This is a genomic window from Marinobacter sp. LV10R510-11A (assembly GCF_900215155.1).
Taxonomy (GTDB): domain Bacteria; phylum Pseudomonadota; class Gammaproteobacteria; order Pseudomonadales; family Oleiphilaceae; genus Marinobacter.
The window spans coordinates 145,099-165,462 of record NZ_LT907980.1 but is presented as its reverse complement, the minus strand read 5'-3'; the positions used below and the strand labels follow the sequence as shown (position 1 = coordinate 165,462).

19 protein-coding genes and 1 pseudogene are annotated in these 20,364 nt (G+C 52.7%); 7 read left to right on the top strand and 13 right to left on the bottom strand.

Annotation, left to right across the window (positions count from 1 at the left end; translation table 11 throughout):
• Positions 1 to 32 precede the first annotated feature (32 nt).
• The 5 genes from fliS to CPH80_RS00965 form a co-directional block, all read right to left on the bottom strand.
• A complete protein-coding gene (fliS, locus tag CPH80_RS00985) occupies positions 33 to 425 on the bottom strand; it encodes a flagellar export chaperone FliS (protein WP_096275200.1) in 393 nt (130 codons plus the stop codon).
• 57 nt (positions 426 to 482) lie between these two features.
• Positions 483 to 2,462, bottom strand: a complete 1,980-nt coding sequence (fliD, locus tag CPH80_RS00980; RefSeq protein ID WP_096275199.1) for a flagellar filament capping protein FliD — start codon at positions 2,460 to 2,462, stop codon at positions 483 to 485.
• 325 nt (positions 2,463 to 2,787) lie between these two features.
• Complete coding sequence (locus CPH80_RS00975; RefSeq protein WP_096275198.1) at positions 2,788 to 3,225, bottom strand: flagellar protein FlaG; 438 nt, start codon at positions 3,223 to 3,225, stop codon at positions 2,788 to 2,790.
• Between the two features lie 70 nt (positions 3,226 to 3,295).
• On the bottom strand, positions 3,296 to 5,161 hold the full coding sequence (locus CPH80_RS23120) for a flagellin (RefSeq protein ID WP_096275197.1): 1,866 nt from the start codon (positions 5,159 to 5,161) through the stop codon (positions 3,296 to 3,298).
• 228 nt (positions 5,162 to 5,389) lie between these two features.
• Entirely contained in the window at positions 5,390 to 5,983 is a 594-nt protein-coding gene (locus CPH80_RS00965; RefSeq protein ID WP_096275196.1) for a hypothetical protein, read from the bottom strand.
• A 611-nt stretch (positions 5,984 to 6,594) separates the two neighbouring features.
• Here CPH80_RS00965 and CPH80_RS23115 point away from each other — a divergent pair.
• Positions 6,595 to 8,487 (top strand): flagellin, encoded by a 1,893-nt coding sequence (locus tag CPH80_RS23115; protein ID WP_096275194.1) that lies wholly within the window; start codon positions 6,595 to 6,597, stop codon positions 8,485 to 8,487.
• 86 nt (positions 8,488 to 8,573) lie between these two features.
• Here the strand turns inward: CPH80_RS23115 and CPH80_RS00950 are convergent, their stop codons facing one another.
• Positions 8,574 to 9,980: a plasmid pRiA4b ORF-3 family protein gene (locus CPH80_RS00950; protein ID WP_096275193.1), complete on the bottom strand. Its 1,407-nt coding sequence runs from the start codon at positions 9,978 to 9,980 to the stop codon at positions 8,574 to 8,576.
• A gap of 108 nt (positions 9,981 to 10,088) precedes the next feature.
• Here CPH80_RS00950 and CPH80_RS00945 point away from each other — a divergent pair.
• Positions 10,089 to 10,281 (top strand): annotated as a pseudogene (locus CPH80_RS00945) (type II toxin-antitoxin system RelE/ParE family toxin).
• 13 nt (positions 10,282 to 10,294) lie between these two features.
• The gene (locus CPH80_RS00940; RefSeq protein ID WP_096275192.1) at positions 10,295 to 10,582 is read left to right on the top strand and encodes a HigA family addiction module antitoxin; all 288 of its coding nucleotides are present in this window, start codon (positions 10,295 to 10,297) and stop codon (positions 10,580 to 10,582) included.
• A 193-nt stretch (positions 10,583 to 10,775) separates the two neighbouring features.
• On the opposite strand, the gene CPH80_RS21470 is transcribed toward CPH80_RS00940, so the two are convergent.
• The 3 genes from CPH80_RS21470 to CPH80_RS00925 all read right to left on the bottom strand — a co-directional run bounded on the left by CPH80_RS21470 (position 10,776) and on the right by CPH80_RS00925 (position 11,655).
• Complete coding sequence (locus CPH80_RS21470; protein WP_227520308.1) at positions 10,776 to 10,898, bottom strand: HepT-like ribonuclease domain-containing protein; 123 nt, start codon at positions 10,896 to 10,898, stop codon at positions 10,776 to 10,778.
• Positions 10,888 to 11,211 (bottom strand): nucleotidyltransferase family protein, encoded by a 324-nt coding sequence (locus CPH80_RS00930; RefSeq protein ID WP_096275191.1) that lies wholly within the window; start codon positions 11,209 to 11,211, stop codon positions 10,888 to 10,890. The genes CPH80_RS21470 and CPH80_RS00930 overlap by 11 nt, the downstream gene beginning before the upstream one ends.
• Before the next feature lie 102 nt (positions 11,212 to 11,313).
• Positions 11,314 to 11,655: a type II toxin-antitoxin system HicB family antitoxin gene (locus CPH80_RS00925; protein WP_227520307.1), complete on the bottom strand. Its 342-nt coding sequence runs from the start codon at positions 11,653 to 11,655 to the stop codon at positions 11,314 to 11,316.
• Positions 11,656 to 11,947: 292 nt separating this feature from the next.
• Here CPH80_RS00925 and CPH80_RS00920 point away from each other — a divergent pair, with 292 nt between their 5' ends.
• Both CPH80_RS00920 and CPH80_RS00915 read left to right on the top strand, forming a co-directional pair.
• Positions 11,948 to 12,226 carry a type II toxin-antitoxin system ParD family antitoxin gene (locus CPH80_RS00920; RefSeq protein WP_096275190.1) on the top strand — a complete coding sequence of 93 codons (279 nt, stop codon included), beginning with the start codon at positions 11,948 to 11,950 and terminating at the stop codon, positions 12,224 to 12,226.
• Between the two features lie 218 nt (positions 12,227 to 12,444).
• Entirely contained in the window at positions 12,445 to 14,445 is a 2,001-nt protein-coding gene (locus CPH80_RS00915; RefSeq protein WP_096275189.1) for a hypothetical protein, read from the top strand.
• 128 nt (positions 14,446 to 14,573) lie between these two features.
• Here the strand turns inward: CPH80_RS00915 and CPH80_RS00910 are convergent, their stop codons facing one another.
• From CPH80_RS00910 to CPH80_RS00900, 3 genes are all read right to left on the bottom strand, one after another.
• Positions 14,574 to 15,002, bottom strand: coding sequence for an endonuclease domain-containing protein (locus tag CPH80_RS00910; RefSeq protein WP_227520306.1), 429 nt, complete (start codon positions 15,000 to 15,002; stop codon positions 14,574 to 14,576).
• 154 nt (positions 15,003 to 15,156) lie between these two features.
• The gene (gene sbcB, locus CPH80_RS00905) at positions 15,157 to 16,599 is read right to left on the bottom strand and encodes an exodeoxyribonuclease I (protein WP_096275188.1); all 1,443 of its coding nucleotides are present in this window, start codon (positions 16,597 to 16,599) and stop codon (positions 15,157 to 15,159) included.
• A gap of 48 nt (positions 16,600 to 16,647) precedes the next feature.
• Positions 16,648 to 17,547, bottom strand: a complete 900-nt coding sequence (locus CPH80_RS00900) for a hypothetical protein (protein WP_096275187.1) — start codon at positions 17,545 to 17,547, stop codon at positions 16,648 to 16,650.
• Between the two features lie 275 nt (positions 17,548 to 17,822).
• Here CPH80_RS00900 and CPH80_RS00895 point away from each other — a divergent pair, with 275 nt between their 5' ends.
• Both CPH80_RS00895 and CPH80_RS00890 read left to right on the top strand, forming a co-directional pair.
• A complete protein-coding gene (locus tag CPH80_RS00895) occupies positions 17,823 to 18,854 on the top strand; it encodes a response regulator (protein ID WP_096275186.1) in 1,032 nt (343 codons plus the stop codon).
• A gap of 3 nt (positions 18,855 to 18,857) precedes the next feature.
• Positions 18,858 to 19,814: a GGDEF domain-containing protein gene (locus tag CPH80_RS00890; RefSeq protein WP_096275185.1), complete on the top strand. Its 957-nt coding sequence runs from the start codon at positions 18,858 to 18,860 to the stop codon at positions 19,812 to 19,814.
• A gap of 89 nt (positions 19,815 to 19,903) precedes the next feature.
• Here the strand turns inward: CPH80_RS00890 and CPH80_RS00885 are convergent, their stop codons facing one another.
• The gene (locus CPH80_RS00885; protein ID WP_096275184.1) at positions 19,904 to 20,272 is read right to left on the bottom strand and encodes a histone-like nucleoid-structuring protein, MvaT/MvaU family; all 369 of its coding nucleotides are present in this window, start codon (positions 20,270 to 20,272) and stop codon (positions 19,904 to 19,906) included.
• Positions 20,273 to 20,364: the final 92 nt, after the last annotated feature.

Genomic DNA, 20,364 nt, shown 5'->3' with positions numbered 1-20,364 from the left:
GGGGGTTCTGTAGGCAGTAAAAATCAACAACCCTAAGCCGACTGCGCCACAGCCTCTTCACGAATGCCATCCCAGCCGCCTTTAATAGAGCGAAGCAAATCCGCCACCTCATCTAGCTTAGCCAAGTCGTTTTTGGCACTCGCCTCAAGAAGCGTTCGCTCCATATAGTCGTACAAAGCTTCAAGACGCCCAGCCAGATCACCACCATTCTCGAAATCCAGAAAGCCCTTGAGGCCGCCGATAATTTCAATCGCCTTCCCAATCAGCTGGCCCTTGCCAGCATAGTCCTTCGCCTGCATGCGAGCCTTGGCCATATTAATCCGCTCCAGCGCGCCGTTATACAACAGCTGAATCAATCGGTGCGGGTCGGCATCGGTGATGCTGGTTTGGGTATTTACCTGTTGGTATGCTCTTAAACCTTTCATTGATAACCTCGTTTCTCGCCGGCTACGCCGGACTTATCAAAGCGTTAGCCGGAATTACTACTTGTTGAAATTCTGTGGTGCCAGCGCGTCAAGCTGCTGGGTCACGTAATCTCGGGTGCTGTTGAGCTGGGAGATCAGCGCATCGGCGGCGCTGAACTGCTTCACCAGGCGCTCGCGGTAGGATTCGATGCGCCCATCCAGCTGCACCTGGTTTTCTTTAATTTGTTCCAACTCGCGGTTCAGGTTGCTGGCGCGGGATTCCAATCTACCCTCTGCACCCACAAAGCTATTAACCAGGTCGACGGTGTTTTTACCCAAACCCTGCACAAAATTGATAGAGCCGCGGGAACCAATCTGGTCGCCTAAAATGCGCACCTGCAAACCGGATGCCGGGCCATCGTCGCTGCTCAGAAACAGAACCTGACCATCGCCTTGGGCAGCCTTACCGCCGATGGTGCCAGCTATGTCTTTACCCCCGCTGCCAGTGGCGATTGACAAGCCAAACGCGCCGGGGCTTTCAACAGAATCAACGCTGACATTGGATTCCGAGCCGTATTTACCCGACGTAAATACAAGTTTGTTGTCGCTGCCCATAGACACTTGCACCGACTCGCCAGAGGCTTTCAAGGCTGCGTTGCTGTTTAACTGGGCCTGAATGTCCTCTACCAATGCCTGAGCGGAAACATCGGTGCCTTGAGTAAGCTTCAGATTTACCGTGGTTTCGCCATTTACCTTCAGAGCGAGCTCATCATTATCAGCAGTCACGTCAACCGATGACGCCAGCGCAGAACCGGCAACCAGCTGGCCTTGGGTAGCAGCCTGAGTGACGTTGATATCGTACCGGCCCGGCTGAGTGTTCAGACCACTGCGCACAAACTCCACCTGGCCATCGGTGGTTCTGCCCTGCTCGGCGAACAGCGCGGTTACGTCATCCGGATTATTCTTCAGCTGGGCTTCGAATTCTTCGCGATCGAATTCTAAGGCGCCGGTGCTGGGGTCGGTGGAAATGCCAACGTCGGCCAGGCTGCGCACGTTAGCATTTTCCAGCCCAGGAACTACGCCGGTCAGCACCTGGCGCAGCTCCCTCTGCAATGCACGCACGGTACTGTCGCCGGTCAACAAACTGCCTACGCCCGCTTCGGAGTTAAAACCTGCCAAGCCTTCGATGGTGCCCTGCAGTGCGTTGAACTTGTCGACAAAGCCCTGAACACGATCCGTTACCGCGCCCACGTCTTGGCTGACTTTGACGGTGGATGTGCCAATATCCTTGATATCAAAAGACAGGCCGTCAATCACATTTTCAAAACTGTTGCTGGAGCGGGTGACGGTGATACCGTTGATATCCATCTTCGCATCGGTGGCTTCAATCGTTTCGCTGAGCCCCCCCGCGTCCCCGGCGGTATAGGCAAAACGTGACAGTCCCGAACCGTCGGTGATGGCGTTGCCGTCACTGTCGGTGGCTGTGATGCTCGCCGCATTGGCCTTGCCAGTGTCATCCGCCGACAGCACCAGCTGAAAGCCGTTGCCCGTATCAATAACGCCCGCAGACACACCCACGCCGGCATCGTTAATGGCGTTGGCCAAGCCTTGCAAAGAGTTATTACTACTATCGATGGTGATCTCGGCCGTTTTGTCGCCCACGGCGATAGACAGCTTGCCTTCACCCACTGGCGTGGTGTCGCGATCGGCAAACACCTCCAGCGACGCCAGAGCCTGAGCGGAGGCCAAGCTGGTTACATCCAGGCTATAGCTGCCGCGGTTGGCTTTGGTGCTGTCTACCGAAACACCAATGTCTTCATTGGATGAGCTGGCGGAAAACGCCTTCAGATTGTCAGCAGCACTTAACTGGCGCATGGGCAGGCGCAGTTCGGTAATAGCGCTACGCAGCTTGCCATAAGCAGACAACATCGCCTCTGACTGCTGGGTCTTTTGGGCCAACCGATTATCAGTTGGCCTGCGCTCTGCTGCAACCATCTGATCCACCAAATCGGACGTCAACACGCCAGAGCCGATTCCCAGTGATGAAATACCTGCCATACCAATGCCTCCTTGAAGGGGCCAATCACTCTATCGTCTATTTAACGGCCGCAAGCGGCAAAACTTTGCCTCTTTCCCATCGCCAATTTGTAACACCGCGTAACACTGCTAACGAGCCCCCACTCCCCAACCCCTCCCCCGCAAGGGGCGAGGGGCTTTAACTGCACCGATGTGCTCCCCTCTCCCCCTGCGGGAGAGGGGCCGGGGGAGAGGGGGTAGGGCCAACCCTCCGTAAAAACCAGAACACCGCCGGCCCCTCACGGGTGCGGCGGTGCTGAACAACCATTGCCAACATCAAATCAAAAGCGGCAACTCTTTACACTTTTTATACCTTGATGTTAAACAACGTCAGCGGTTCGTCCTGCTGCAATTTCTCTGCCAACCTTAGCGCCAGTTCATCAGGAATTTGCCGAATAACTTCCTGGGTTTGCTGATCCACCACCCTTACGATGGTCTGCCCCAAATCGTTATCCATTTCAAACTGCAGATCTCTCTGAACGTTCTGAACATAATCATTCAGCTGAGAAACCGCCTCATCCAGCTCCTCCCGCTTCGCCTCATTCCGCTTCTGCAGCTGTTCAGCTTTAGAAACGTCTTGAGCTTGGGAAGCCGTCTGATTCGGCACTACACGCCCAGCTGATAAAGACGCAAGCTCGGAGGCATTCCTGCCTTCGGCCTGAGATGACGACAGTGCCCGAGCCGGAACCGCCTCGCCGGAGCGAGCCAGTTTCAGATCCGTACTGTTCAGGGTAACGTCATTCATAGCTTACCTCACTGTACTGAAACGGCGTAAAGCCGAAGCCCGAAGGCTTCGACTGTTATCCGCTAACCTCTTACTGAAGCAGCGACAGAACCTGCTGAGGACGAGCGTTGGCCTGTGCCAGAACCGAAATACCGGCTTGTTGCAGTACCTGGGACTTAGCCAGCGCCGCAGTTTCTGAAGCGAAGTCGGCGTCCAAGATGCGGCTATTGGCGGCGCTGAGGTTCTCTACTGAGGTACTCAGGTTCGCGATGGTAGATTCGAAGCGGTTCTGGACCGCACCGAGCTCAGAGCGGAACTCGTTCACCTGGTTGATCGCAAAATCAATCGCCACCAGCGCCTCATCAGAACCACCACGGGTGCTGATATCCAGACTGTTGAGCGATATATCTGAGCTCGCATCCGTGGTAACGTTCTGGTTGACCTCAACAGTCGCCGCGTTGTCGTCAATATCGGTAGTGATCGAAGCTGTAAAGCTCTCGCCCTTGGCTGACGCAAACACAATCTCGTCACCCTCAGCACTCAGGAATCCTGAAACACCGGTATTCTTCGTTTCAGCATTAACCTGCGCTACGACGTCCCGAAGGCTACTTGCGTCATCGACGTCAAAAGCTGTGCCCCCCACATTCAGGCTAAAAGAAACGGTATCACCTGCCTCAAACTTTGTGGCAATAGTTACGTCCTCAGCCGCTTTCAAAGAGCTCAAGCTACTTCCAACAGATTTATCTGGGGTTCCGCCATCGCTGATTGTGAAGTTTGTAATATCGTACGTAGTACCGCCGGCATTGGCATTTGTGAACTGAATGTCGTTGGTGTCTTCCTGAACCGTCAAGTCGGAACCTATAGCTCCCTCAGCCGCACTCCCGAGTTGGCTATTGATCTCCGCGACAATGGCAGCCGGATCATTTGTTCCAGCGGATAACGAGAAGCTTATAGTTTCCGTTGCACCACCACTCCCGATGATGTCGAAGCTGCCTGTAACGCCATCATCTTTTTTTGCCAGGTTCGAAAGATCGACACCAACGCTTGCAGGTGTGGTTTGTGCCAGCGTAGAGATGCTGCCAGTTTCAGTGATTTGATCACCTGACGCATCCGTGATCGAAAAACCACTTAAATCCACGGCTGTGGTTGTCGGATTGCTGATAGTCAGCGAGTTCCCATCATCTGAAGCAGTGACGGTTGCCTGATCGAGACCAGTTTCTTTTCGGATCTCAACTTGGAGGGCATCAGCCAAAGCGGCTGCAGGGCTTGGGGTACCTGCTGAATAGTCGCTAGTCACGCCACTGAGATCCGTTGCTCCAGCTCCCACCGTGCCTGCAACAGTGACCGTATCCGTCAAATCCAGGGATGAAATATCCAGAAGCGTCTCGCCCGCATCACCGGCACCTAGCACGTCTGTAGACAGCCCGCTGGTCTGGGAAATAGTGGCTCCCAGCTCGCTGCCTTTGGAATTCAGGCCATCAACTGAAATGGTTTCACCGGCGTTAGCACCCACCTGAAAAGCTTGAGTGCCAAAGGTACCATCAAGGACTTTCAGCCCGTTAAAGGACGTTTGGCTGGCAATGCGGTTAACTTCCTGAATACGCTGATCCACTTCGTTGTTCAGAGCGTCGCGGTCTGAATCACTGTTGGTTGCGTTAGCAGACTGAACCGACAGTTCCCGTATACGCTGCAGGTTGTTGGTGATCTCGTCGAGTGCACCCTCAGCGGTTTGCGCCAGAGAAATGCCGTCGTTCGAGTTACGAGTTGCAACGTTCAAACCGGAAATCTGTGACTGAAAACGAGTAGAGATCGCCAGACCAGCCGCATCGTCTTTGGCCGAGTTAATTCGCAGACCAGAAGACAAACGCTCCAGCGCCTGATCGTTCATGCCCTGAGACTTGGTCAGCTGGTTTTGGGCCATTAGTGAGGCTACGTTGGTGTTGATTCCGAGAGCCATGGTGATTCTCCTTCGACTGTAAGTCGTTATTTCATGGAAGAGGTCTGGCGTTCTCTTTTTGGTTTGGAGCGCCGCCCTGTTATTTCTCTTAACGGCGCCCCCTGCGGATCCTTTAGAAAAAAATATCAGGCTTTTGTAAAGGAATGTAAGCGCCAGTCACTCGCCGCGGTAATCCCCTCCTCCGAAACCTCACACCATGCTTCGTTCCTGAATTGTAGTGGTTCAACGCTACGCAACCGCTGCAAAAATCCCTTTGAGTTCCTGGATAGAGGCAGGCTGCCTCTCCATTAACACCTCTTCGTTGATCAACAGAATCACGCTCTTTATCAAATCTGTAGTGTTTTCGATATGCGCGGTCGTTTTGAGCTTGTTAATGTCTTCTGTAATTTTCCGGCCTTTCAGGGAAAGCCGCTTTTCAGCCTTGCCCTGTGCAAGCTCACTTTTCAGAAGAGCCGGAAGCTTGCTGGCTTTTTTTGGATCATAGGCAAGCTTGTGGATATAGTACTTCATCAAACTCGGTACAAAATCCGACGTACCGCCCAATTCAAAAGCTGCAAGACTGAGGATGTCCAGCATGTGGGCCGGCAATCTGCTTTCTACAGCTTTTCGTTGAGCATCTAACTGCGCCTTAATCGCTGGGGTGGATTGATGTGGTAGCAGGCACACCTGGTCGCACTGATCGCAAACACCCACTAGCGCCTTTTTTACAACTCCGCTGCCGTCACTTAAAGGCACATCCCGCAACCTGAAAGTTGCATTCTGGATTGAGCCGCAATGCTCACAGATGGCCTGTTTTGAATCGCCAACTTTGAAAATTTTCATAATGCCACCTTAGTGATGCACGCTGATGAAGACACTGTCAGGTTCCAAAAAATACCACTTGATATACCAATCCGCGCCGTACGACCTAGTTCTAATCACATGAACATCTACGCTGGCGACTGTATGGTGCGGGCTGCAACGATAATCTGTACCGCGAGCCCTGCCGATCACAGCTGCAACTTCGTCAAGCGTAACTTCACCCGTTGCAAGCAGGTTTTTAATATCGATATTCGCTCTCTCAGCGTGCAAGACCGCTCCCCTATCCAAACACGCCAATACACTGGCTTTAACATCCTTGAAACCCAAATCATACCTCCATTGTACGATAACTGGCGTACACTTCAACTTGCATTTATTTGTCAGCGAAAAATAACAGAAAGCGGCAATCCATTTCCTGTTTGACGCGACTAAAAACTGGCACCTGCTTTCCAATACTCTTTTCCCCATTCAACATAGTTGCATAGAAACAAACACTTATAGGATTTTTTGGAAAGCTGGCACACACTTCGCTTTACTCTCCCTCAAACGGTCATTTAACGATTCTTTGCCGGTATGCTGCCAAAATCTATACGAGCAGCGTGGCCCGGCACCTCTGAGTAGGGAGATTAGATATGCCTCAGGTCATTAACACCAACATTGCCTCACTGAACGCACAGCGTAACTTGAACGCTTCACAGACTCAGGCGAATACGGCTCTGGAGCGTTTGTCTTCTGGCTTGCGCATCAACTCCGCCAAAGACGATGCCGCCGGCCTCGCGATTTCTGAACGGTTCCAATCCCAGATCTCCGGCCTTAACCAGGCTCAGCGGAATGCAAACGATGGCATTTCCTTGGCGCAAACGGCTGAAGGGGCCATGAATGAGATCACCAACAACCTGCAGCGCATTCGTGAATTGGCGGTGCAGTCTGCCAACGCTACGAACAGCATTTCTGACAGGCAAGCGCTGAACCAAGAGGTACAGCAGCGGATTGAAGAGATCAATCGGATTGCCAGCCAAACCTCGTTTAACGGACTCAAGGTATTGGATGGCACGTTTGCAACTCAAACCTTTCAGGTTGGAGCAAACACCGGAGAGACCATCGCTCTAAGTGGCCTTGACTCTCGTGGAAGTCAGATCGGGTCTGTGCTGAAAGAAACCAGCAGCCTTGGTGGTTTTGTAGTTGGCCCTGGCGAGGCATCCTCAACACGGTTTGATGTGTCCAGCTTTGCTTTTGATGGCGCTGAAGATATTGGAGGTACCATCGAACTGAATGGCGTCAGCCTAACTATTGCCGCCACCGGCCCTGGCGGTGCCCAAGCATTGGGTACCGCCATCCAAGATAAAATTGATGCGGCTGCTCTGGCCGACGTAGACGATGCCGCTGCAAAACTGGAGGGCATTAAAGTCACTGGCGATAATGCTACCGGGGAGTTGACGTTCAGTAATGCCAATAACGAAACGATCGATGCGGATTTTAATCTGCTAGCGGATGGCATTACTCAACCAACGATTGCAAGTGTGACTGCAATTGATAACGCAGTTAAACCCGCTTACACCGTAGGGAATGCAACAGCTATTGAAGGTGCTACGGGCGGGGGAACTCTCACGTTTACAGTCGGTGGAACTCTTGCGGATGGCACTGTTGTAGATCAAGCGGTCACGGTGGACATCGCAGAGGGCGACAATGCTGCCGCTCAGTTCGCGGCTATTAACAGCTCTCTCTCTGGGGCTGGCAACAATCCTGGCGGACTTACGTTTAGTGAAAGTGGTGGTGCTGTGCAGGTCGCAGCGGCTGCCGCCGGAGATGCGATCACATTGGGCGATATTCAATTTGTTGGGAATGAGGATCTAGGAAAGCTCGTCTCAGGCAATACCCCGGATACCCTGACCGCCGCACCCGATATAACACTGGCTGACCAATTCACTGATGGCAAAGCTTACGACGTTAATGTCGATATCAACGGAGAGCTCTATTCCTTTGAAAAAATGACATCTCTTAACGACATCGTTAGCCAGATTAATTCCAAATCAAACGAAACAGGCATTAATGCCAATCTCAACGCTAACAACGATGAGATTATATTTTCAACGCAATTTGGCGAACCGTTTACCGTCAATATTCAAACGGACTTTGATGGAAATGGGACGTTTGACCCTGCAACAGAGACCGTTCAGTCTATGGTTGCATCGGTCGAAAATGACACGAAATCGATGAACGATATCGACATTTCAACTTCGAAGGGCGCCGATATTGCCATGATCGCAGTTGATCTCGCCATCGATACCATCAACGGCTTCCGCGCCGAACTCGGTGCAGTCCAGAATCGCTTCGAGTCCACCATCGCAAACCTGGCAACAACCTCAGAAAACCTCTCAGCCGCCAACAGCCGAATCCGCGATGCGGACTTTGCGGCGGAATCCGCCGAACTGGCGCGCACCCAGGTGCTTCAGCAGGCTGGCCTTTCTGTACTGGCTCAGGCTAATGCCCGGCCACAGCAGGTTCTGCAGTTACTGCAGGGTTAAAAGAAGCACGGAACCACAAACAACCGGGCCAAGCGCTCGGTTGTTTTGTTTAACCACACCGAATTCATAGGGCTTCCCCAAAGACATCACACCCTCACAAACATCCCCTCAAACAACGCCGTCCGCCGCATCATCTGCTTATCTTCCTCGCGAAACAGGGTCTGTTCCGGATTCAACTCTATCAGCCCAAGTATCCGGTAAAGGATCAGCATTCTGGAACTCAACACCCACCTCACTTGGTCTTCCTCGCTCGCATAGGGCATGGGATAGGCAGCAAGAGGCAACTGTGGAAAGGCTTTGAGCATATCGGCCAGGTATTCCTGAACCGGCAGCCATTGGCCACCCTTTTCTGACAGCAGCCAGAAGCAGAATGGGCCTATGTATTGCACATCTTCCAGGCCCTCGCTGTAATCCATCCAGGCCCAGTTGAACTGTGACAGCGCCGCGGCAAAAATGTCTCTGTAAACCGTAAGCCAACCTTTTTTTGCCAGGCGGGTTGCGGCAGTCTTTTTCAGCAGTAGGTAGCCTTTTTGCTTTTTGGTAAACCCGGCAATGTCCAGCAACACACGGGTGAGGTGGACGGCCAGAACGTTTTCCTCTGAACGCACTTTGCCAAATCTGGCCATGGGAAAAACAATCTCTTCCCCGCCCGCCTGAATCATGGCTTGAACCTGCCGCAACGGAAGATTGCCCTTGCCGGTCAGGCGAATGCCTTTATCTCCCATGGCGTCGATCAACACCTTGGCCATGCGGATAACCGGCGCGGTATCGAGTGCCTGGTTCACGGCTTCTGCATTGAAAAGAGGTTTGAAGACTGAGGGGCAGTTCAGAGGGTTCTGCAATAACTCATGAACCTGGTTCGGGTTCAGACCACAGAAGTCGCTGGCTGGTGGCGGTGCGTCGTAAGCGCTTTCAGCAAACAGGGCATGGCGTTCGAGAAGGTCTTCATTGATCTGGCCAAGATCCACAAACTCCGGATCAAACCACTCACCGCCCAGCCATTCCCTTACCGCAACATGGTCTGGGTGCGCCATATCCTCCATGATTTCTAAAAAATCATAGAACCCCGGCAAGCCCCCGACATCGTCCGGCGGGCACTGCCGCACGGCCTTTATGCACTGGGGCACTGGTTCGGTGGAATTGCCCGGCAGAATCTTTTCAAGCTCGACCTCATGCTCCCAGGAATCGCCAAAATCGTATTCATACTTCAACGCCTGCCCTTCCCTGGCCAGCAAGCTGGAGACCGGCACCGTGGATTCATCCACAAAATTCATCATGCCGTCAAAATCTTCGGCCAAGTCGCCCACCAGTCTGCCGTCCTCAGCCTGGAACAAATGCAGGTGCGAAGCCTGCCAGCTCATCGCCACCTGAATAATCCGGTGAAGATCCTGAAAGGTTGTGTCCGGCTCAATCAGTAATCGCCGCCAGATGGGTGGTTTCGCTCCGATGAGTGATACTTTGATTTGGTATAGGTTGTTGCTTCTTTTCGTCATGAAGTCTCCGCAGTTTTAAATGGAGGATCTGGGCCATGTCATCGTTGTCAATGCCCACCCAATCCAGCGCAAATTGCATCCCGTAACGCTACAAGATACACTCTTGTAATGATCACAGGATTCCGACACAAGGGGCTCGAGGCCTTTTATAAAACAGTAACAACCCGGGGTATCCAAGCTGCATCAGTTGAAAGGTGATTTAAAGGGGTATTGGTCACTTTCGGTAAATGGCAACTGGCAAGTGACCTTCCGTTTTATTGGCGTTGATGTCGAACTGGTCAATTATGTTGATTATCACTAAAGGAGATCGCACCATGATGATGAACCCTCCGCACCCTGGCGAACTACTGCGAGAGGACGTGGTCGCGGAACTTGGCTTGTCAGTCACCGAAACCGCCGCCCGGCTGGGCATGTCTCGCGTTGCCCTGTCTCGCGTATTGAATGGCCGCGCCGCAATTAGCCCTGACCTGGCTTTGCGCTTGGAAATGGCTGGCGTAAGCACTGCCCGCGCTTGGCTTGCCATGCAGGTAAATTATGACCTTGCCCAAGCTAAACTACACGTTCAACCGCCGATTCGCGCACTGCAGCCCACTCCAGACTAGCTTGGTTCATAAGGTCAAACTCACCCGCCAGCTTTTCATATTCAGTGCGAACCATCTCGTTCTGCAGCGCTTTCTGTTTTAGTGCTTCCAAACTCATGATTGTTTAACCTCCCGCAATCCATCCAGTGCTAACTTCAACTCTTTTTTCGGAATTTTCTGATCCTTCTTCACAAAAGCGTGTCTTAATAATGTTTCAAGCTCCCTCAAGAATAGCGGTGACCTGTTCAACCAAGTATTCAAGGTTACTCTCGATTACACCCCAAACGATCAGTGGTTCAATAGTCGCATAGCCGTGAATCAAAACCTCACGCTGCATACAGTGGCTGCCTTTCTTCCATCACAGAGCTGCGAAAATACGGATTGGTCAGAGAGGACGCGGTAACCAAATCTACCGATCGTGAGAACATGACCTCCAGCTCTTCTTTAAGCCCAAAAAAAGCAGCGGCTATGTCTCTCGCTGAAAGCGTTTCTTCAAAATCCACGAGAAAATCCAAATCGCTGGATGCGTTGAATTTTCCTGTAACTACCGAACCAAACACAGCCAACTGAGTCACTTTGTGCTTTTCACAAAGCTGGCGAATTTCATCGTGCTTATTACGTAGCAACTGAAGCATGTCCAGATTAGGCATGTTGTTTTCGCTCTGTGTACCATAGTGATCCTGAGTCTAGCTCAAGCGATTGGCAATGGAAATTGGAGTACCCAGAACTCGGACTTCTCTTGAATTCCCCGACTATTGCGCGACTACAAATTTCTCAACGGCCCGCTGAACCGCCTCATTCAACCCAAGCCCCTCATCCGCTGCTTTTATCGCTAGTTTCTGATGCAAATCCCTTCCAATCCGAATATTGAACGACCCTTTGAACGGCTTGTTGGGCGAAAGCCCCAGACCCTCACAATCAGCCAGGTACTCATCCACTGAGATTCTGAACTCCGACTCTAAGCCCCTTAGGCTTTCAGCTTCATACGTTACGAGATCGTTTATAAAAAGAAGCTTTCCGTAAAGCACACCTTGCTCTAAATCATGCTCAATAGAGCCTATCTGCCCTTTGTGTTTCATAACGTTGCTGTTCATAACAGACCCCATGCTTTTAATACACGCACTACATCCTTAACCATTAACGGGCCACATACTTTCTCCGGATGTAGTCTGTGCAGCCTGATCAACGCTTGCAACTATTATCTAGTTGCAAATAAGATTTTGCAACGCCGAGAGGCCCAACGCTCCGCGAGCTCGTTTGGCGGCCTAGGGCTTCCATGTACTGCATGAGAGTTAACGAACTTCTAATTAGCTCGGGCCAGAAGAAACTTGGCACACATCTTAACGAATGGCATTATATGCCAATCACTGAACCGGAGGTCTCAACATGGCAACGAGAAATATTGTTTTAACGGATCACCAGGAACATCTAGTAGGCACGCTTGTTAAAGTCGGCCGCTATCAGAATGCCAGCGAGGTTCTTCGTGAAGGACTTCGCTTGGTTGAAGAGAAAGAGTTACAGCATCAGCAGAAGCTCATAGCTTTAAGAGAAGCAGTGGCTGAGGGCCTACAGGATGTCGAAGAAGGCCGCACGGTCAGCATCGGTGTTGGTGACGAGATCACAGACTACCTCTCCAGCAGGGCTTCTGAACTCACAGGGAAATGACGGAATTTTATTCTCCCACTATGGACGATGTAGATCTCGCAAAAATCAGACAACAAAAATCCTAATCCTCCGCATACTGCACAAATCTATGGATTTTGGTGAGCACCTCTAATCTGGCACGCCTTTCGCTTTATCTAATAAAAAGCAGCACAAACCATCAAAAAACTGCAGGCCTTTGCCGCACATTTCGCAATAGCGGCAGGTAAATGAGGTATCCCATGCAAGCCAAACATCACATCCAGGAATCCCGCGCCCAACAGGCACAGGCTGCTCGCCTGCTTCTGCAGGCCAACCTTGCTTACGGCGAGTCTAACAGCAGCGGGCTTAGCCATATCCAGCGCTTGCAGGCCCGGCAGGAATGCCGCGTGTACCTGGAAGAGGTGATTGCGCTTGAACCAAACAGTGCCGTCGCTTTGGGTTTACTGGGGCGTGTTGAGATGGACGACGGGCAACTTGAAAACGCCCACGACCTCTTCAACGCTAGCCTGCAAGTTCAACCTGGCCAAGCGCAGCAACACGCCAACCTAGGCTACTGGGCATTAAAAACTGAGCGCCCGGCTCTGGCGGAGCAGCACTTTCTGCAAGCCTTGGATTGCGACCGGCAATCCGCAGCCGCTTTTTGCGGTGTGGCCCATGCCAAACGGTTGCAGGGGCAGTTTGATGTGGCGTACCTGCATTACCGCAAACTGCTAGAAACCGGCGCTGAATGGGATTCCGTATATAGCGGCATGCTCACCTGCGCCCAACACCTCAGCGTAAACAAAGCGGATAGCCGCTTGGCTCTGGATGCCATTGCCCTGCTAAGCCACGAAGGCCTACCCCATCAAGAAATCGGGCGTTTTGTGGGTGCCATTATCCGCCAGCAATATGACTTGGATAATCCTCAGGCAGAGATATTTCTGGATGCCGCCTGTGCAGATGAACTGCTGATTCTGGCGCTGCAAAACACACTGATGCCAGACCCAGCCGTGGAAGAGCTTGTAGTCATGCTACGCCGCGCCATTTTGGCGGAAGTCGCCCAAACCGTTGAGCTTCGCGACGAGCTACAACAACTCACCCTCGCCATAGCCCAGTATGCAGACCGCACCGGCTATGCGCTGACAGCAGAAGATGACGAAGAGCGGCTCGTAGCAGCCGTGAACGACAGCCTAAAAGCACAGCTTGTGATGGGCGAAGCCCAAGAAGCCTTGACTGGTTCATTGATGATCAGCGCCATGTACGGCGCATTGTTTCATCAGGATTTTGCGGTACAGCTTGGGCAGTGGAATTTAGTGGACTGGCCGTTGGCACTTCAGCCGGTTCTCGCCGCCAGCTACTATCACCGCGCCGAAGAAGAAGGCATTAAACAACACTTTGATGAAAAAGCAGAAGAACTGTGCCTGGATAAAACCGACGTTCCACAAGCTTGGCCCACTTGGTCGAAACTGGCTTACCGCGCGGAGAGCAGCCTGAAGTCCGTGATGGCCATAGAATTGGGATTGACCACAGACAAACTGCCAGACACCTTGCGGGTTATGGTCTGTGGCGCTCAATCTGGCCAGCGAGCCATGGAACTTGCGCGCTACTTGGCAGACGTAGAAGTCATCGCCGTAGATGAGTCCCTGGCCAACACCGCCAAAGCCACACGCATGGCGGCGGAATCCGAAATCAACAACATCGTGTTCTGGCCCTGGTCTATCGCCCAGCAGTTTGTGGCAGATGGCCACCAAGTACACTGGGTTGAAGTCGGCCGCCTACCCTCCCCGGCCATGACCGAACTCTCCTTGGCTGCATTGGTAAACAGCGCATCCGGCTCCGGCGCCATCGTACATTTGCATACCGCCATTGCCGAACAAACAACCGGCGACCAGCAAATGCGGAAGCTGATTAAAGAACATGGCCTTCACGCAACCCGCTCTACACTGCGCCAACTTCGCAAAATGGTACTAACCAACCGAAAAGATGCTACGTGGCAAGAACTTGCCCATGAAGACGACTTCTATAGCCTAGGCGGCTGCCGCGACCGCTGGTTTCGGCCACAAGATGAAGCGCAGCTGAAAGACTTGATGGCGATGGTGAGTAACGAGGTGGAATGGAAGCTGGTAAAGGCCCGTGATGAAGACGGCCACAGCTTAGCCACGCGGCCCGTGCAAACGCAGATTCAGGCAGAGGCACTGGGGAGCGAGGTGCAGAGTGTGGTTGGGCAGAATTTGAGTGTGTATTTTCAACGGCGGCGGTGATTTTGGTGGCGGGGGAGCTACACATCCAAGGCCCGAGAGCAGCTCAATAAGTCCTCGCGAGCCCGCAAGCGGTGCAGTTAAAGCCCCTCACCCCTTGCGGGAGAGGGGTTGGGGAGAGGGGGTTCGTATCAACTCCCAACACCCACTACTCCCTTCCCCACAACCTCCCCCCGCCTCTCCAGCACCTCATAAACCACCGAAAGCACAACATCAACCTGCTTCAAAATCTCGTGATTCCAAAACCTCAGCACCTGAAACCCCTGCGAGTTGAGCCAGGCGTCCCTTTTCTCATCACTTAATGAGTCATTATGCTGACCGCCATCGGCTTCAACGATCACCCTTGAGCCGAAATGCACGAAATCGACAATGTAAGGCCCAAGGGGTTGCTGGCGGCGGAAGCGCTTGCCGTTCAGGCGGTAGGCTCGCAGGTGGAACCAGAGTCGTTTTTCCGCGTCGGTCATGTTTTGGCGGAGGTGTTTGGCAAACAGGGCTTGGTTCATACGGCCATCCGTGGCTGAGTTTGGTGATTGCTGTGTGGTGGTGCTGCGGAGCAGCACCACCCCCTCTCCCCCAACCCCTCTCCCGCAAGGGGTGAGGGGAGCTAAACACCTAGAGCCTGAGGGAGTTGCAGTAAAAGCCCCTCGCCCCTTGAGGGAGAGGGGTTGGGGAGAGGGGGCGCAATGTGGCGGGCCCGCAGGCCCAACATCCTTTTCAGATATAAGGAACCAAAGACTCCCCATACAAATGCAAATCCTCCAAAACCTGCCGCGCCTGCGGCGTCAGTTCGGGATCACTAGCAAGCCTCTGCAACTCAAGCCCAAAAGCCTCAAGCGACAACCAACCCTTCTTCGGCGCCATCAACCGCTGAGTCCGAAACTCTTCCCAGCGCTCCATCTCCTCACCCGATAGCGAATCCGGATAGTTGCGGGCGCGATAGCGGAATAGTAGCTCCTGCAAACGCTCATCTTTAAAATTGAAGGGCTCTTCCACCAGTGATTCCGGTGGGGTTTTCAGCACTCGGTTCAGTTCACTGCGATCTGCAGGTGAGATAAAGCCGCCGGCGTAGAGCTGTTCGTCTGGGTCTGTCAGGTCGCCTTCATAGGGCTGATCGAAGGCCTCGGCTATTCTTTGGGGTAAACCCTCAGCTTTTTTAAGCAGTGCGCGATTGGCACGAAGTGTATCGCCATCCAGATCCAGATCTTTCAGCCGTTCGGCAGATAACGTAGACAGCATCTTAGCGGGGGCTAGCACCGGGCACTTGTTCAGTTGCACGCTTTTTAACGCAAACCGGCGCGTATCACCTAGCTGCGCCTGGGACGTGAATACCCGTTCGCGGATCTGCTCAGGTGTGGCGTTGATCAGTTCACTTGGGTCTTCCCGCAGGTCGTAAACAATCACCAGGTTTTTATTCGTGGGGTGATCAACAAGCGGCGCAACCATGGCGCAACAGCCGCGGGTGGCTGGGTATTTAGCGGAGATGTGGAATACGGGCTTCATCGCCACAGTATCCAGCATGGCCCGGGCAGAATGTTTGTCTTTGTTGTTCAACACAAAATCAAACAGCTTTGGCTGCTTTTCCCGGATCAGCCGGGCAACGGCCAGGGTGGCTTCCACGTCCGACATGGCATCGTGTGCGGCTTCGTGGGCAATGCCGTTGGCAGTGGTCAGCGCTTCCAGCTTGAAGCTGGGGCTACCATCGTCCTTGCGCGGCCAGTTTATGCCTTCTGGCCGCAAGGCGTAGGTCAGCCGCACCATGTCGATAATGTCCCAGCGAGAATTGCCATTCTGCCACTCCCGGGCATAAGGGTCTTGCAGGTTGCGGTAAAGCGTGTGGCGGGTTACCTCGTCGTCAAAACGCAGGCTGTTGTAGCCCACCACGCAGGTACCCGGTTGGCTGAACGCTTCGTTTATCTGGGCGATGAACTCGGTTTCTGGGTAGCCTTCTTGCATGGCTTTCTGCGGGGTGATGCCGGTAATCAGGCAGGCTTCCGGTGATGGTAGGTAGTCGTCGGTGGGTTTGCAGTAGATAACCAACGGATCTTCAATAATATTCAGATCCGCATCGGTTCGCACGCCGGCAAACTGCGAGGGGCGGTCGTGAACCGGGTCGACACCAAAGGTTTCGTAATCATGCCAATAAAAAGAGCGGATCAAAAGAAGACTCCCGACTTATGAATCATTAGGTTCAGGAGTTTAGCAAAATCAAAACAGGTTAGTACCCATATCCACCTGATGAGTACGCAGGCGGTCGATGCCCGCACCGGTGAGGTTGGTCAAATCAACCGTCATATTGGTTGGCAGGTTGATGAACACGCCTTGGCCAACATCAATAACGTTCGCACCATCGAGGGTTTGCCATTCCATATTATCGTCGCGCTGAAAGCCAATGAAAAAGCCATCGGTAAAACCAATCGTGCCATCGCCCGCGCCTGTATCTTCGCCAACGGTCACAGATCTAAGATTGGTTAACGGAGCACAGTTGGCTAAATCAGCACTAATGTTGCAACCTGCCGCTTGGCCGGGGCTATTAGGCGCAAGGCCGATGTGAGTGGCGCGTTTGTTCGTCGCAGCCCCATCTACACCGTCAAACAACATAGCGTCGTAGACCTGGCCGGAAGATTCGATCTTCATACCGATATTGCCACTGAAACTCGCGGTAGAAGAAGAAACCGACCCCCGAGCCTGCTCAAAGCCCATGCGAAAACCGGCCAGCCCAGCGCTGTCTTCAGCCAGTTCGATATATGGCTTCCGTGCTTCGAAGGGAATGATATCACCCGCATTATAAGTAACGCCGTTAAACTGCTCGCCATCATCACGGGCAATATGGCCCAAGGCTAAATGCTGGGCGGAAAAATCTGCACCACCATCAATCTGGCCAACCTGAATGTCATCAATATTTACCCGCGTATCAACATCCATACCCAATGTCATGCGCGTGTATTCGTGAGCCACTCCGGAAATATTCTCAATCTGCATAAACGCCTGACCCGTCACATCACCCATCGCCGATTCAGATATGGGCTCCAGTTCAGCTTGGGCAACAGGCACCATACCTAGGCAGAACGTGATGAGGGCAGCGTATCCATACGCGTGATGTCTCATAGCAATGTCTCGGATTAAGGGTTGAAGGGCCAGTTTAAGTGTACTGCATCACGCAAGCGGCTTGTGCTTGCAATACTCACTTACTTTTTGTTTTTAACACGTACACTATAGCGGAGACAGCTCGCGCTATAGAGTGAGCTTAGTCACAAACGCGGATAACAAACCGTTACACTGCAGCCGTTTTGAAGCCGCCCAAAAGGTGTCGTTTACGTGTACATAGTTAAGCGTGCTGTTATAATTGGGGCATCGTTAATCATCCCCCGCTGGCCGCAATCATGACCACCCGCATACTCATCTGCGACGACTCCGCACTTGCCAGAAAACAGATGGCCCGGGCCCTACCCACTGGGTTGGCCGATAAGATTCTGTTTGCCACTAACGGCGTGGAAGCCCTTGAAATGCTACGCGCGCGGCAGGCCGATTTGATGTTTCTCGACCTCAACATGCCACAAATGGACGGCTACGAGGTTCTGGAACACGTGCAGGCCGAAGACTTGCCGATAATGACCATCGTAGTTTCTGGCGACATACAGCCAGAAGCCCGGGAACGGGTGCGTAAGCTCGGCGCCATCGATTTCATAAAAAAGCCCACAGACATGGGCCTTGTCCTTAGCCTGCTTGCGGATTATGGCTTTTATCGCCCTGGCGATCTAGAAAGTGCGGCGCTGAGCGATGGGCAACTCAACCCAAGCAACGAATCCCAGGCACAAGAAATCTCCGTTTCATTGAACGACTACCTGCAGGAAATCTCCAACGTCGCCATGGGGCGCTCCTCAGACCTACTTGCCCGGCTGTTGCGGGTATTCGTGAAACAGCCCATCCCGAAAGTCGCCTTTATTGCCAACTCCGAACTCCACATGGCCATTTCTGCCGCCGGCGACAGTGATACCTACTCTGCCGTGTGCCAGGGTTTCACCGGCGCAGGTATTGCCGGCGAGGCGCTGTTACTGTTTGCAGACGCCAGCTTCCGGGAAATGGCCGAACTGCTCCACTACGACACCCTCGAAGGCGAATCCGTAAACGTAGAAGTGTTGATGGATATGTCCAGCATCCTGTTTGGCGCCTTCCTTAAAGGCATTGGCGACCAGCTGGATCTTAAACTCGGCCTGGGCCATCCCAGCGTATTAGGCCAGCACCGACAGGTCACAGAACTGCTCGAACATCAAAACTCCAGAGACGAACAACTCCTGTGCATTGAAATAAGCTACACACTTGAAGAACGGAATATACAGTGCGACATGTTGGTGCTGCTCACGGAAGATTCTGTGCCCTTCCTTGAACAACGTCTCCAATATCTGGTGGAATGAACCATGCCCATAAACGAACTTGAAGCTCAATCCTTCCACTGGCTGGTGGACATGCTGGAATCCGTTGAGGTTGGCCTGGTAGTGCTGGACCTGGAATTTCGGGTGCAGGCCTGGAATGGCTTTATGGAAAACCACAGCGGCATCACCGCCAGCAAAATCCGCAACCAGGTACTGTTCGAACTATTCCCCGACATCCCAAAAGCCTGGCTAACCCGCAAAGTGGATTCCGTGGCACTGCTGAACACCCGGGCGTTTACATCCTGGGAGCAACGCCCCTACCTGTTCCGGTTCCGCAATACGCGCCCCATTACCGGAACGGAAGACCATATGTTCCAGAACCTCACTATCAGCCCGTTGTCAGGCAGTACCGGGCAGGTGGAGAAGATATGCCTAATGGTGTACGACGTAACCGATATCGCCACTGGCAAGCGCGCACTAGAGCGGGCTAATGAGCAACTCGCGAAACTCAGCATGACCGACCTGTTAACCGGCCTGCTAAACCGCGGCACCTGGGAGAACCTGGTGGATGCGGAGTTCGAACGGTTTCGCCGCTACGGCCAAGCAACCAGCCTTGTGATGTTTGATATCGACTTCTTCAAAAAAGTGAACGACACCCACGGCCACTTGGCTGGCGATGAAGTGATCAAACACACCGCTGAAACCGCCAGAAGCAATTTGCGACAATCTGACAGTATTGGCCGTTATGGCGGTGAAGAGTTTGGCGTTGTATTACCAGAAACCGATGCCGAAGGCGCTCGCATAATATGTGAGCGAATACGAGACGCCATAGAAAAAAGCGTGGTTCAAACCTCTGTTGCACCCGTTCGTTATACGGTGAGCGTGGGCATAGCGCAATTAACCGACAGGCCGAAAAACCATATGAAGTGGATGCAGCAAGCAGACGAAGCCTTGTATGCCGCAAAGAAAAACGGAAGAAATTGCGTGGTTGTTTTTGAATAGCATTGATTGGAACAAAAAGAGGGGCCAGATGATTATTCACCTGGCCCCTCTTTTTTACTGCTTTTTTTACAACTTTTATATTCGACTGATCAGTCTTGCTGCCAGCTCTGCACCGCTTCTTTGCCGTGCTTTTGACGCCACTCATTCAAAACCTTGTGATTACCGCCACGGGTTTGAACTTCTTCGCCTGTGTGCGGGTTCTTATAGGTTTTCATGGGGCGCTTGGCGCGGGTGCCGGTGCTGCCTTCTGCCTTAGCGCCGACAATGGAAGGATCAATCGCTGCCAGAATCTGAAGCACATGCTTCGGAGACTTATCATACTCTGCCATCAACTCACGAATGCTGTTCTCAAATGCCAGCTCGTGCTTCAGTGACTGATCCTGCTCCAGCTGATTAATCTCGGCTGTAAGCTTTTCCATAAGCTGCTTCTTCTGGTAGTAATCGTTAATCTTTGCCATGGAATTAAAACCTTATTTTTTCTACATTCAACATGAGGCTTCTAAAACTCAAACCGTGTAAAACGACTCAAGGGCTTACTGAAATCCACGGC